Origin of the sequence: Sphingomonas parapaucimobilis NBRC 15100, from assembly GCF_000787715.1 — a bacterium.
Taxonomy (GTDB): domain Bacteria; phylum Pseudomonadota; class Alphaproteobacteria; order Sphingomonadales; family Sphingomonadaceae; genus Sphingomonas; species Sphingomonas parapaucimobilis.
Window position 1 is genome coordinate 113,672 of record NZ_BBPI01000068.1, and the last position, 13,039, is coordinate 126,710.

General features: G+C 62.1%; 19 protein-coding genes. All 19 read right to left on the minus strand.

Annotation, left to right across the window (positions count from 1 at the left end; all coding sequences use genetic code 11):
* Window positions 1-110: 110 nt before the first annotated feature.
* Window positions 111-3,197 (minus strand): hypothetical protein, encoded by a 3,087-nt coding sequence (locus SP5_RS12070; protein WP_042488923.1) that lies wholly within the window; start codon window positions 3,195-3,197, stop codon window positions 111-113.
* Complete coding sequence (locus SP5_RS19510) at window positions 3,197-3,487, minus strand: D-Ala-D-Ala carboxypeptidase family metallohydrolase (RefSeq protein WP_281177324.1); 291 nt, start codon at window positions 3,485-3,487, stop codon at window positions 3,197-3,199. The genes SP5_RS12070 and SP5_RS19510 overlap by 1 nt, the downstream gene beginning before the upstream one ends.
* Window positions 3,453-4,091, minus strand: coding sequence for a hypothetical protein (locus tag SP5_RS19515; protein ID WP_167334709.1), 639 nt, complete (start codon window positions 4,089-4,091; stop codon window positions 3,453-3,455). The genes SP5_RS19510 and SP5_RS19515 overlap by 35 nt, the downstream gene beginning before the upstream one ends.
* 22 nt (window positions 4,092-4,113) lie before the next feature.
* Entirely contained in the window at window positions 4,114-4,776 is a 663-nt protein-coding gene (locus SP5_RS12085; RefSeq protein WP_042488933.1) for a hypothetical protein, read from the minus strand.
* Window positions 4,776-5,195 (minus strand): hypothetical protein, encoded by a 420-nt coding sequence (locus tag SP5_RS12090; protein WP_042488936.1) that lies wholly within the window; start codon window positions 5,193-5,195, stop codon window positions 4,776-4,778. The genes SP5_RS12085 and SP5_RS12090 overlap by 1 nt, the downstream gene beginning before the upstream one ends.
* A gap of 83 nt (window positions 5,196-5,278) precedes the next feature.
* On the minus strand, window positions 5,279-5,500 hold the full coding sequence (locus tag SP5_RS12095; RefSeq protein WP_042488938.1) for a hypothetical protein: 222 nt from the start codon (window positions 5,498-5,500) through the stop codon (window positions 5,279-5,281).
* Window positions 5,497-6,912, minus strand: a complete 1,416-nt coding sequence (locus tag SP5_RS12100) for a hypothetical protein (protein WP_042488940.1) — start codon at window positions 6,910-6,912, stop codon at window positions 5,497-5,499. Before SP5_RS12100 ends, SP5_RS12095 begins: the two co-directional genes overlap by 4 nt.
* Window positions 6,909-7,577, minus strand: coding sequence for a phage adaptor protein (locus SP5_RS12105; protein WP_042488943.1), 669 nt, complete (start codon window positions 7,575-7,577; stop codon window positions 6,909-6,911). The genes SP5_RS12100 and SP5_RS12105 overlap by 4 nt, the downstream gene beginning before the upstream one ends.
* A complete protein-coding gene (locus tag SP5_RS12110; RefSeq protein ID WP_042488946.1) occupies window positions 7,574-8,068 on the minus strand; it encodes a hypothetical protein in 495 nt (164 codons plus the stop codon). Before SP5_RS12110 ends, SP5_RS12105 begins: the two co-directional genes overlap by 4 nt.
* 26 nt (window positions 8,069-8,094) lie before the next feature.
* On the minus strand, window positions 8,095-8,403 hold the full coding sequence (locus SP5_RS12115; protein ID WP_042488948.1) for a hypothetical protein: 309 nt from the start codon (window positions 8,401-8,403) through the stop codon (window positions 8,095-8,097).
* A complete protein-coding gene (locus SP5_RS19190) occupies window positions 8,403-9,140 on the minus strand; it encodes a hypothetical protein (RefSeq protein ID WP_157013705.1) in 738 nt (245 codons plus the stop codon). The genes SP5_RS12115 and SP5_RS19190 overlap by 1 nt, the downstream gene beginning before the upstream one ends.
* Window positions 9,141-9,160: 20 nt before the next feature.
* A complete protein-coding gene (locus SP5_RS12125; protein WP_042488954.1) occupies window positions 9,161-9,466 on the minus strand; it encodes a hypothetical protein in 306 nt (101 codons plus the stop codon).
* Between the two features lie 12 nt (window positions 9,467-9,478).
* On the minus strand, window positions 9,479-9,922 hold the full coding sequence (locus SP5_RS12130) for a Bbp16 family capsid cement protein (RefSeq protein WP_042488958.1): 444 nt from the start codon (window positions 9,920-9,922) through the stop codon (window positions 9,479-9,481).
* Window positions 9,923-9,936: 14 nt separating this feature from the next.
* Window positions 9,937-10,974 (minus strand): major capsid protein, encoded by a 1,038-nt coding sequence (locus SP5_RS12135; RefSeq protein ID WP_042488961.1) that lies wholly within the window; start codon window positions 10,972-10,974, stop codon window positions 9,937-9,939.
* A 39-nt stretch (window positions 10,975-11,013) separates the two neighbouring features.
* Window positions 11,014-11,937 carry a hypothetical protein gene (locus tag SP5_RS12140; protein ID WP_042488964.1) on the minus strand — a complete coding sequence of 308 codons (924 nt, stop codon included), beginning with the start codon at window positions 11,935-11,937 and terminating at the stop codon, window positions 11,014-11,016.
* Window positions 11,938-11,949: 12 nt separating this feature from the next.
* Window positions 11,950-12,102, minus strand: a complete 153-nt coding sequence (locus SP5_RS19195) for a hypothetical protein (protein WP_157013706.1) — start codon at window positions 12,100-12,102, stop codon at window positions 11,950-11,952.
* A 2-nt stretch (window positions 12,103-12,104) separates the two neighbouring features.
* Window positions 12,105-12,404 carry a hypothetical protein gene (locus tag SP5_RS12145; protein ID WP_042488967.1) on the minus strand — a complete coding sequence of 100 codons (300 nt, stop codon included), beginning with the start codon at window positions 12,402-12,404 and terminating at the stop codon, window positions 12,105-12,107.
* Entirely contained in the window at window positions 12,394-12,555 is a 162-nt protein-coding gene (locus SP5_RS19200) for a hypothetical protein (RefSeq protein WP_157013707.1), read from the minus strand. The genes SP5_RS12145 and SP5_RS19200 overlap by 11 nt, the downstream gene beginning before the upstream one ends.
* Window positions 12,552-13,039, minus strand: a 488-nt coding sequence (locus SP5_RS19520) for a hypothetical protein (protein ID WP_042488969.1), incomplete at its 5' end; no start/stop codon positions are given. The genes SP5_RS19200 and SP5_RS19520, both read right to left, overlap by 4 nt.

Genomic DNA, 13,039 nt, shown 5'->3' on the forward strand with positions numbered 1-13,039 from the left:
CTATGTACCAGACCTAAAAATTAAGCGGCTTGAACGCTGCGTAGTTCTGTCTGTTGTGTCTATCTGCATTTTCTGCGCCATCTACGGATATATAGCGATTGACGCGATGATCACTGCCCAGCACCAGCACGGTTGACGCTGTTCGTCGCAAACCCGTTGAACATCATCCCCAGCCGCTTCGGCCGCGACGCTTCGACCAGCGCCTGCCAATCGACATAACGTCCCATTACATCATCAAGAGACGACAACGCGGCGCGTGGGTTGGTGTCGAACAGCAACGGCGCCAGCGCTTCCGCCTTAGCCTCAGCCTGCTTCCCCATCCCGAGCGCCAGACGATCGCGCGCCCACGTACCAGCAACTCGGGCGGCAGTACCCGGTAGCGATGCCCCGCCAGTCGCTAGTGCGGCACCTGCGTGCAGCGAGCCTTCCAGCAGCGGATTGGTCGAGAAATTGGCATCCGCAATCTGATTACGGGCGGTGCGCGAGTTGCCGAGAATTGCGTTCGTCGTCTGCTGCAAGCCGCCCTCAATGTCGCGGGTACGCAGGAGGCGCGGCACGTTCGCATTGCTGTCGTACAGCGTATCAAGCCGCGCTCGCATGGCAGGCGTGCCCAGCGTAGCCTCAAACGGGTTGGCATTGTCACGCATACCAGCAGCGCGTTTCAGAAGCGAGTCTTGAAAGCCAAGCCGCATTTGGCCAAGGTGCTCTGGCGTCTGCCGCCCGACCTGCACCGCAAGCTGATCGGTGGGGAGCGTATAAGCATCCTGCCCACGGATGAGTGCGTCACGCGACGCGACCGGCCCCTGATACACGCCTCGCGCCTGAGCATAGGTGGGGTTCAGGCGGTCCAACTCCGACAGCAGATTGTTCTTGACGCCGTTCTGCGCCCGGCCCGCCTCATCAAGGACCAGCCGGTTGGTGATCGGGTTGCGGTATTGCTCCAGCACGTCGTCCATGCCGCGCTTCACATAGTCGAGCGTCTGCGTGGTGTACCCAGGCTGACGCATGGCTTCCCCGGCGCGCGGGGCGGCATTGAACAACGCCTCTGCCTGCCGCAGGCCTTCACGGGCGTTTGCGACACGGGTGCGAACGCTGTCCAAGCTCCCCGCCGGGCTATCGCGTGCCTCGCGATACGCCGCCTGCGCCGCGTCAAGGTCAGCGCGGGCGCGGGCAACGGCGTCGATCTGCTGCGTCGGAACGGGGTTCAGCCGCACGGTGCCGTCCGCCTCCTGAACGAACCCCATTTCCACCGGGTTGCGGCGCTCATTGGCAGCGATCGTGCGGGCGCGACCGGTTGCACTACGCCCGAACGGCGTGTTCAGCAGGCTCTCCAGCTCCGGCGTCGACGTGACCGGCTGGCGGTATGCCTGCTCGTACAGCGGAGCCGCTGCCGCCTGTGCCTGGCGGGTCAGGTCGTCGCTCATCTGCGGGATGTTGGCGGACGGCCCTAAGTCGCGCTCCACCGAGCTGACGAAACGGTCATACTGCCCCCGGTTACGCGGGATCAGCGCGTCTTCCGCGATCTGGGAAGCAGCAGGCGAGCGACGAACCGCAGCACCGCCAAGTTCGCGCAAGGCGGGGTTGGTGTCGACCAGCGACATAGGAATGCCGAGGTCAACAGCTTCCGTCAGTGGCGTGCGGATGTTGTCCGCGCCAATACGGTTGATTGTGTTGGCTGCGATCGTATCAGCGGCATTCAGTGGCGCAGCGGAGGGCAAGGGCGCGCGACCGAAATAGCTGCGGACGGCATTGGTCGCGGCCTGTCCAGGCTGAGTGCGAATTGCGGCGCCGATGCCCTTTGCGGCGAGATCGCCAAGTTTCTGCCCCGCTAGGCCAGTGGCAGCACCTAAACCAACCCCCAGAAAGCGGTTATCATTGTTTTCGAGCGCCCCCGATGCAGCTCCGTATGCAGCGCTGCCAAGGTATGGGGAGAAGCGAGCGCCAAGACCCAAGGCGCGCACGCCAGACCCGGCACCTAGGAAGCCTAAACCGCCCCCGACTAGGTTGCCTGCGAGTGACGACTTCCAGTTCGCCTCCGAAAGCGCACCCTTGGCTGCGTTGGCCTCCGCAATCGCTTGGCCAACTGGCATGCCCGTGAAAGCAGCCCGCCCGAGGCCAAATAGCTCATCCGCCGCCCCACCGGTTAGGCCATTCGTAAGGCCCACTGAGGCAGCGGCAACTGGCGAGCTGGAAACTTTCTCCCATGCACTGTTTTCAACCGTCCTCGTCGCGTCGCCATAGCTGCCCATGTAGTTTGGGTTCTGCTGGAAATGCTGACGGGCCGCATCAAACGACTTTTGCTCGACAGGCGCGTAGCCGAGGTTGGCCAACGTCGTGTTCAGCGTGTCAAGACTGCCACCTTGACGCACCACGCGGTCAATGATGCTTGACGCAACCGGATCGCGTTCTTGGCGGCTTGCGCCAGTCGCAGCTTCAAAACGTCCGGTGGCGATAGCGCCAGGAACGGGCTTGCGATTTCGCTTTGAAGGGTCAATATCCCCCTCTATATCAATGCCGCCAGCACCCTTGTACGCGCGTTTGTAGAGGTCAATGACCCTCTGGACATTGCGCTGATACTGATCGTCGGACTGCCCCGTTTCCAAGTTCGAAAGACTGCTCGCCAGAGCCTGGAAGTCGCTGTTCGAAAGCGGCGTCAGAGGGTTCTTCCCGCCGTTCTCTCGCGCCATTTCCATGATGCGGGTCAATGCACCCGCATTCTTCAGCGTTTCAGTATCTTGCGCTAAATCATAAGCCGGTGTGCCGCCGATGCGCCCTGCAATTCCAGCACCAAACCCTGTGGTAAACCAACCATCGCGCGACCGCTGCTGAAGGCTGCGCGCTAGCTTGATCTTATCAATAGCCTCCGCACGAACAGCCGCCAATTCGTCTGGCGCCTTCTTCCCGCCGTTTTCACGTTCGGCTTTAGCGGCATCCGCAACTGCCTTGCGCGCATCGGCTTCTGCCTTAAGTTTCGTTGCCTCCCAAGTCGCTGCGTCCTGCTGATACTGCTGATTGGCACGACGTGCCTGAATGATAGCCGCATCAGCCGCCCGCGCGTCGGCATTGGCAGCGCGATCGTCTGCATTCGAGGCCCGCTCATCCCGACGCACCGCCAGCGGGTCGCGGTTGGTCGTGAACGTGTTGAACGGATTGCTGGCGGCAGCATCATCAAACTGGTCGAAAGGGTTCTTTTGCATCAGCGTGCTCCAACCGTTCCGCGACGGCCAAAATAGGGGACGCGGCCATAGCCGGGCAGCGTCACATGGATATGATCGCCCTCGTTCAGCATCCGCGCGCCGGGGCCATAATAGGCGCGCAAGGCGGCCATGTTCGTGCCCGCATAATCAACGCCATCGCCAGACAGGTGGCTGCTGTTCGGCACGCCGCCAACCAGACGGTTGCCCTCGACGGTGCGGCGCCCGCTGGTCATCGTGCCAGGCGCTTTGAACGGGTCAGGGAAAGGTCTGCGACCCGATCGGGGCCGCACCTCCCTGCAAGATGCGCTGCGATGCGCCCGCGCCGTACTTCTGGTCGAACTGCGCCGCCAAGCCAGGGTTCTTGCGCAGATAATCGATCGCGCCAGCCGGAGGCGTGGATGCAGCCGGTTTCTGATTGAACGATCCACGCGGCAAGAACGTCTTGGTCGGGTTGCCCTGCGCATCAAAGCCGTCGATAGCCGTCACCGGACCAGCCGCAACGTTGCCGAGATACTGCTTGGCGGCTTCCGGACCCAACTGCTGTTCGATGAAGCGGTAATCGTTCACCGTGTCGTTGTTGACCGGCTTCGGATGCGCCCGCTCCCACTCCTGCTGAGCGGTCCACTGCGCCATCTCGTCAGCCTGCTTCATGCGATAGTCCTGCAATTGCTGCTGGCGCTGGCGAAATTGGTTCTGCGTGGCCGCAAAAGGCGTGCCTCCGCCATAGGCAGACGATACCGCGTCACCGATCGATCCGAGAAGTTGCACGCCCATCCCGCCGCGCGAGAAGAAGCCTTTGTCCTCGGGCAACTGCGGCATCGCGGGCTGAGACATGCCGCCGATCGGGCCACCATAGTTCGGTTTCTGACCAAAGCCCCGGAAGAACAACCCCATCGGTGCACCCATGTTTGGCATGTCAGCCCCCAAACCGTGCGGACGAAGCGACATTGCCCGCGATCTGGCCGAGAATGGCCCCGAGCGACGGGCTCTGCTTCTGCGTTGTGGTAGTGGAATTGCCCCACAGCGAGCCGATCGACCCCGCGTAGTTGTTGGCCACGCCCTGCGGCAAGTTGGTCATGCCGGTCAGATAGGTGAGCAGCGCGGCCAAGTTCTGGTTGTCCGCCCCGTTCAGCGCCGTGGCATTGCCAACAGCCTGGTCCATGCGCGTCCGCTCGTTGTTGTAGTCGGTATAACGCAAATTCGTCTCATTCTTGGCCAGCTCGCGCGCCAGGATCTGGGACGCGGCGCTACCACCAGCGAGGCCACGCGACCCGAGCGCGCTGTTAACGCCATTCGTGACGCTTTCGTTAGTGTTGGCGATTTGCTGACTCAGCAACGGGTTGCCGGTCAGGTACTTGCCTCCCAGCACGTCGGAGGTGTAGCCCGACGCCGCTCCGAGCAGCGGGTTGTTGATGGTGCGCTCGACAACGCCGGGCAGGTTCTGCTGCAAGATGCCGACCGACTGGTCTGCCAACCCTTGCGACTGGTTATAGGCGTTCTGCGTCGCGGTTGTAGCGCTGTTCAAATAGGGAAGGGCCGCTTTCGATGGACCCGATGTGGTCGTGGTCTTGCCGCCCATTATGCAGGCACCTTCATGATGTCGCCTGCTACGGCGATTTGCGGGAAGACGCGCTGCCAGCCCTTACGGCCGGTAAATTGCACGCCGCTCATGCCAGCGTTTCGGGCAGCCTGTTGGAGCGCGTTCAAGCCCCAGGCTGCCCATACGCGATACTGCGAACCTGCCGCCGCGACGATTTCCAAGGCCTCCCCGTCAGGAGTGAGCGCAGACCTTACCACCGCGCACGCCAGTAGATCGGGATCACCTCCTTTGCGGATCGCCACGACGCGCATGTCATCGCTGGACAGGCCATCGACAATTTCGCGCCAGGACAGATTGCCGGTCTTCAAGGCAGGGGTGAGCATTTCGCGCAGGCGCGGCCATGCAGCCGTTCTCAGCGGTTTTTCGATATACCCGATCTGCAATGAAGTCGTGCCCATGCCATCCTTTCCAAGTGGAGATGGCTGCGCAAGGCGCTGGGCACAGGCGAACTATAGCGGATAGTGCCGTACAAGTCTACAGTTTAGGCTTGACGCCACCAAATTGACCCATCCGGCTTGCGATAGGTCGACCCCACCTTAACCCCGCCATCCGAAGCCGCCGCATCATCCGCGAAAGGCCCTGGGAATGGCGTATCCTGCGGCACCAACTTCTCTTGCCCGACGATCAACTGGTTGATGGCGTTCGCAGCGAGGCGGACCCACTCAACAATGTTGGCGGCGGTAACTGGAACGCGGAGGATCATCGTCCACCTCCTACCGCATAGATCGGCTCGACGCCTTGGACGCTCTGCCACACGGCTCCGGCGTCCATCGCCATGGTCAGCGCGATATACCTGCCCGAAGCGCGGACAGGCACGTCACCTGACGGCATCAGTGTCGAGCGTGAGGTAAGGCCAGTTATGTCGCCAAGCCGCTGGCGACAATCCATAGTGATGGTGATGCCATCCGTGGCATCAGTAATGGGGCGGATCGCTCGCAGCCGAGTGCCGCGCCCATCGGCATATTCGACATAGGCAGTGGTCAGCGAGGCAGCCATATTCGTACCGGACAGCGCGCCGATAGCGCCTTGGGCATTCGCCAGCAGCAACAGCGGATCTCCGCCTGAAAAGCGCGTGCTGTCGAGGCTAAACGGCACCGTCTCTAAACCGCCAGGATACAGCGTGTTCAGCTGCTCGAGCGTGATGGACGAGGTGAAGCCGCTGAACAGGCCGATCGCATCAAGGACGATGATCGTCCAGCGGTCCAGCTGCCAGTTATAGACCCACAGCTTCCCCGGAGAACCAGGCACCAGCCATGCCACCGTCGTCCGGCGCGGATCGATCGCCGCGTACATCGTATCGAGCTGCGCGCGGCTATAACTCTTGAAGAATGTGTCATCCACGCGCTCGGCACCGATCGGCGTCACGTCGTTGCCGTCGCAGTACATGAAACCGCGATCGGACAGGAAATATACCCGACGCCCGCTCTGCGCGATTGAGCCTTTCGAGATAGCCCCAACCTCCGGCGCGATCACGTCGAACTGCCAGACGAAATCCCCGCCCGTATAGGTCATACGTCGGACGGCTGATCGCTGAACGATGATGCCATATTCACCGCCGCAGATTCCCTGCACGCCACCACCATCAAGCATGGGTTGAAACCCCGCCTGATCCTGCCCCGGCGTGTTCTTGGTGTAATCGTTGAACCCCGACCACTGAACCAGCGCGTCATTGCCGTTTGCGCCGCCATAGACGACGAAATCTCGCACGGTGGCTACATCGGTAGCGGTAGGCGCGCCCGACACCGCAGAAGCCGTTCCAGCAAGCAAGTCGACGGCATATGTAGCGCCACCGTTGACCGCTATCGCCATGTCCCCGAACTGCGTGAACCGCCAGCGATTGGTGAGCGCCAAGCCGTTTACGATGCTGGTCCAGCCAGCCGCATAGCGATACAGGTTGCTTGTCGTGCCCGCGATGAGCGTGCCCGTCTCTGCGCTGTCCACAAACGCCGCGCCGCCATTGAACTTTGCGGGCAGGTTATCGGTGACGGCCTCGAATTGCCCGACTGGAGCATATCCGTTCGCGGTCGGGTAGGCGTTCACGATGCCCGACAGGCCGTCCGTCAAAAACTGCGCGTTGTCAGGCGAATAAGCCCCGAAGATGATGCGTTGCTTCACCGGAGAAGACCAATGCGCTCGCTAGTTGCGGGCTTCATGGACAGCGGGCCTGCGCCATAACGCTGGCGCGTGCCGGACTGCATGACCTCGCCAAGTGCCTCGTCTAGGGCCGCCTTAATCAGCGGGACGCGCTCATCATTCCAGCCGTAAGCCTCTGCCTGGAGAATCGTTCCGTAAAGGTAAACGTCAGGATGCTTGGCGAGCAGCCAATTGCTGTCCAGAGATGGCCCTAGCGACGGGAGGTTGACCCGGTACACCATGTTCACCGCATAGGCCTTGTCCGGCGCAGGCCAGAACTGCATGGCTCCCGCCGCGATCATGAATTTCGTCGGCTGGGCTATCATGGGCATGCCGTCAGGGTTGAGCGGCAATGCCGTAAAATTGGCAGGCGACACCTGATCCATCGGCGCATAGCCGGGAATGCCGAGTGACCTCATGCTGTCGAAGTCAACGGGCAGCGGCACGGACGCGGCAGGGGTCACCGTTACCGCGACTTCCTGATCCGGCATGACCAGCACACGACGGAATCGCGCCTCTGCCAAGCGGATGAAGTCCGGCACATCGTCCTGCAAATCGGTGCGGTTCAGCCAGCGCTGTACGCTCGTCACCAGCCCAACATAGTTGGTCAGGTTCGATAGCTGCTGGGCCTCGATGAAGATGGTCATGCAGCACTCACATCCGAGCGTGCAACAGCAATTACTGAGACAGTCGCGCCCGCCGCGTTCCCAGCGAAGACGTTGTAATTGGTGAGCGCCGTCACAATCGCGTTCACACCGGCAACGACTTGCGTCACCAGCGTCAGCGCGCCAGAAAGCGGGGTGATGGCAGGCATAAGCTGCGCCCGCTGCCCCTGAATCGTCACGCCGGTATAAAGGCCGTTACTATCACGCTGCCATGCCAGCCCGCGCAGGACCAGAGGCTGTGTTGACGCAGTAGCATCCGTCTCGGTCAAGTTCAGGCCCGGCTTGTTCACGAACGTGCGGCTGAACGTCACCGTGGCTTGGCCAGTGCCATCGAGCGTGGCGTAGGTAGTGCTCGTCAGGCGCGGGTGCTGATGCCCCGCCCCCTGTGCCATAGCTTGGCTGCCGCCCGCGCCACCAGTCTTCTCCGGCGCGGGCGTTCCTGTATCGATCAGTGCACTGGCGATCGACGCCATTGACGGCGACGGCTCCGAAAAGCCCATCATACCAGTTCCAGCGTCAGCAGCATCTTGGAGTCGTCGCGCGTGACCTTGTAACCGGCGGGCGTCAGGCCACCTTGGCCGCGCATTGACGCTTGGGCGTTGGCAACAAGCATGGCTTCAGCGTCTTCCCACCCGCACCAAGGCTGTCCGTCGCGCGTCGGCTCGACAAACTGCGCCCACTTCGCTTTGCCGCCGATACCAGGGCCGGACAGCGTCGTTCCTGCTTTCTCGTCGATAGGCAAGTCAGCGAATGTCGGGAGCGGTTCGGGGGCCGGGGCTTCAGCTTCTACGATCAACTGTTCGTCCATTACCATTCCCTCGCGCTGATGGCTGCGGTGGCAGACGCGGCAATGATATTCACGGCGCTCGACGTTCCCTGAAGATCAAGCGACCCACCATTTGCCGCAATCTTGAAATTGCCCCCGCCGGCGGTTGCCACAGCTGTCGCGCCGAAATTGACCCACACGTCGACTGTGCTGTCGTTGCGGATCAGGATACGCGACCGGATGGTGTTCGACGCCATGAGAGTCTGTGACGTCGTAGACGCGGTGATGCTGCGGTCCGTACCGGCAAGGGGCGGCGCCTTCGCGTAAGCGCTGGTTACATCACCCCGCTGGCGATCCCATCCAGATCCGTTGAACACCTTGTTGTAGGTGTTTGTATCAATCAGATTCGGCGAGGCTTGCTGACCGACGCCATCTTGATTGTTGCCGTTCCACTGAGCGGTATTGACGCCGTTGCGGAGTGCTACGGTGAGATTGCCATAGAGGTCTGTCAGTAGATCAGTTCGCTGGCCTTGGGTCAGCGTACGCGAGCCTGCCGTAGCGGCCACAGCGCCCATCTTGACGGGGTTAGACCCGTCATCCGCAGTGCCGGGGCTACTCGTGCCTTGCACCTGATTGGCGGCGGTGCCGGTGCCGCCGCTGATGGGGTTGCCATTTTGGTCGACAGGAATCACCGCACGGGCATATCCAGTACTGCCCGTGGGTAAAGTGATGGGGAAGGCCGCCTCGTAAGCGCCTGACGGTTCGCGTCCGATAGCCATGAAGCGGCCTCCTAATCAGATTAAAGCGAGGGCTCGTTCGCTGCCTTGATGGCCGCCACGAGATCCTTCTTGCCCATGCCGGTCGGGTCGACCTTCAGCGTGAGCGCGAGGGCGCGCAATGCTTCGATCGGCTGGTTCTCCAACGGGACATCAGCCGGGACCTTCTCGGTCGCAGCCTGGATTGCATGCGCGTCCTTCGGCTTGACCTCAGTCCAGTTGTCGTTCGGCTCCGCATCCGTCACGAATACGTCGCCCGCCTTGTGGTAAGCGCCGGCCGTGTGAACGTCTTCCGGCGCCGTGTAGGCTTTGGGGTTACGCTTGGTCACGTCATCCGCTCCTTACAGGATCTGGTTGGTCTGATTGGCAGCGGTGATGCCCGCCGTAATGCGGCCCAGCGTGGGCGCCGTGCCGGTCACCGTGTAGAACAGGCGATGATAGCGACGATCAGCGCCCACCGGGATTTCATCCGGCAGGATGTGCGCTGCGCCCGACTGAAGCTGAGCCAGCGTGTACGGGCCGCCCGTGATGACGGTGGTAGCGTTCTGCGTGAACGCTGCATCGTCCGCCACCTGATAGCCAACCGTCAGGCTGGTCAGGTTGTTGAACGACTCCACGACGCGCACGGCCAGCGGCAGTTCATTGCCCTTGCCCATGTCGCGACGCAACGGCGCCGCATGGCCATAGGACGTGCCGGTTGCGCCGGTATCCCAGACATTGGTGGAGGCCGTCGACGCCGTGATGGGCTGGCGGTCGGAGAACAGTTCGGTACGATCAAAAATCATTGCTCTATCCTCCCTTACGACGCCGCAACGACGCGGGCTTCCGCGTTGATGAGGCTGTCGGTTTCACGGATGGGCATCGTGCGGTAAGTCAGCACTTCCTTGCCCGCGAGTTCGTCAGGCACCAGGCGGACCTTGTTGTCGGTCGCGCCGCTGTTGGTCTGGAGCGAGTCCAGATATTCCAGAACCGTGCGGTTGGCGTACATGACGGTCTTGCCAGGGCTAACCATACCGCCGTTGCCGATCTTGCCGTTGCGGCGCGTCTGGAGCTTGTAATAGGCCGACCGAAGGTACTTCATGAGGTCGAGCGAGCCCGCCTGCATCGCGCTGACCGAGATGTTGGCAATGCGCGCATTGAAGCGCCAGTCACCGACGCGGCAGCCGATATGCTGACGGAACAACTCCTCCTTGGCGTAGTAGGGATTACCCAGGTCGTCGAGCACGCGCTGACGGCCCATGTCCTCGCGCGACACGCCAGCGGTGGTGCCTTCCGGATAGATCAGCGAGGTCTGCGTCTCACCCCAGGTGACGAACCAGATGCTGGTATTGTCGTTGCCGGTGCCGCCAGCGTCGACGATCTGATTGCCAGCGCCAAACGAGCCGATCGCGTTGTAACGGGCGGCGATGCCCTTGAAGCGCTCGGGGGTAGTGGCGGTGTCGGCGTAGAAGAAGTTGGTCGTCGCCTCTTGGCTCATCGCCTCAAGGAACGGCTGCGCTTCCGACATGCGGACGGCGCCGGGGTTCTTGCTGAGCTGGAGCAGCCGCTCATCGACGGTCGACAGGCCCTCGAAATAGCCGGTCGTGTCTTCCACCTGCGTGGTGGTCGACTTGCCCTGCGGAATGCCCTGATACAGACGGCCCCAGGTGACCTGCGGCAGGCCGGTGCGGATGGTCGACAGGTGCTTGGTGCCCTGGTTCGCCTCGATCATCACCGCATCTTCCATGAGCGGGTTGACGATGTTCAGCGCTTCGATGACGGGCACGATGTTGCGGTTGTTGTCCGAGCGGCGGTAAACGTCCGCAAGCCCCAGAAAGCTATTACCGATGGTAGCCATGTGGCCTCCCTTTGAGCGTGGAGGCCATGCAGGCCTCCGTTAGCGGCGGATGTCGTCGGGGTAGAGGAGCGCCACGGGATCGGTCGGGGCCTGTGCGGCAGCCGTCACACCGGGGCGTCCAGCGGGCGGAAGGGACTTGGCTGCACGAACCGGCTCCATCTTCTTCTTCATCAGCGAGCGGTATTTCTCAGCGTCGGAACGCCAGTCACCGATCTTGCGAAGTGCGAGGATGTCAGCGGCACGAGCCTGCGCCATCACTTCCTGCGAATAGCCGAGTTCCGCTGCGATGGGCTCAAGGTCAGCAAAGAGCTTCGCACGCGACGATGGGTCGGACCATTCGTCACCTAATTTATCGTGCAAGAGCTGATGTTCGGCCTGCAAATCGGCTTCCATCTGCTGCTGCGCGATGGCTCCAGCATGGTGCTGGACTTGTTCGATTTGCTGCGCGATGTGGTCACGCTGGGCAACGGCGTAATCATACTGCGCTTTCTGGTTGAAGTAAAGGTCCCGATGTTGCGGATCACCAGTATTCAACAAACGAGGATCCGGCATCTGCGGAACCTCGGGCAGGAACTGCTGAAGGGCCGTCTGATGGTTCTGCATGATCGTCTGAAGAGCGCTGCGTGCTTCGCTCTCGACCTTGTGCTTGGTGTTGGCGGCTTCCTGCGCCTTCGCCGTGACGAAACGGTCGCGCTCCTGCTCGCGCTTGGCGATCACCTCCTGCGTCTCGCGCGGCAGGCTGGCGAACATTTCCTTCGCATCTTTTGCCCACGAGGCAGGTGCGGCGATCGGCTCAGCCTCTACGGCGTCGGTGCTGTCGCCTCCGGGCTGATCTTCACCCTCAACGGCTTCGGCCCCGGCGTCCTGCTCCGGCTGCGGCTGGGCTTCAGTGCCTTCCTGCGCTTCGGGGGCGACGGCGTTCTGGTCGACGCTCTGGTCATCAGCAGTGTTCTCGAATTCCATGGTCAGGCTCCCTCAGAATGGCTTCCACATGCGGCGCTTGATGCGCGCCCGCTCGGACTTGGCTTTTTCGGCTTTTTCGTATTCCTCGCGCGCGGCAGGGGAGAGGCCTTCCCAATATTGCCGGGCCGCAAGCAGGCGCTGATAGGCGTCATCGGCCGCGCTCATGGTCAATATGCTGCATAACGGCGCTGCTCCACGCTCAGACGGGAAAGGTCGGACACGGCCTCAGCCGCGTGCCGTGCGACCTCGCCATCCGCAATGACCGCTGCGAAATAGCCCTCAAGGTTGTCGAGGCACTTCAGCGACATACCAATGAGGTCTGTGGCGCGGTCCTGACGCCCCTGCTTGGCGGCCTTGACCAGATTGTCGGTCAGCCCTGCTCGAATGGCGTTCATCGCCTCGGCAATCTCAGCCAGCGTCTGTTGCGCACGATCGGCGCGCACCTGGCGCAATGCTTCATCGCTCATTGCTGCTCTCCTGCTCATTCAGGACGAATTCGATTTTGGCGCCAAGGACAAAGGCCATAATCTCGGCAGCGGCGCCTACACAGTCACCGAACCGGCCGCACTCGACGGCCTTTTCGATTGCCCAGCAGCGCAGCTCGACCTGATCCGTCATTGGTCCAGATCTCCGCCCGGCCGATACGAGCTAATGTCGCTGTCGCTCTCGTCGGCCTGTTCCTGCTTGGCTCTGGCCATCTTCTGGTCGAACGCGAAGCGGCGCTCAGCCAAATCCATCTCGAAGTCCTGCTGGCGCTGCGCCAATGCGGCCTCAAGTTCAGCTCGGCGCTGCTTCAGTTCCGCATCAAGACCGGCCTTCTCGCGCTCGGCAGCCAAGCTGAACTCCTGCTGGCGTGCCTTCAGCGCGTTCTCAGCGTCCATCTGCTGCGCCTGCAATTCCAGCTTGCTCATGGCTTGCTGATGCGCCTGCTGGTCCTTAGCGGCCTGCACTTGGCCTTCGGTCTGCGCCTTCACCACCTCAGGGTTCGGCTGCTCAGGCTGGGGTGGCAGATCGGCCGGGTTCGCCACGAAGTCGGACGGCACACCAACGCCGCTGTCCTGCACATAGCCGCGCAGGTTCTCGTAGATGTGCTGCGGCGTGA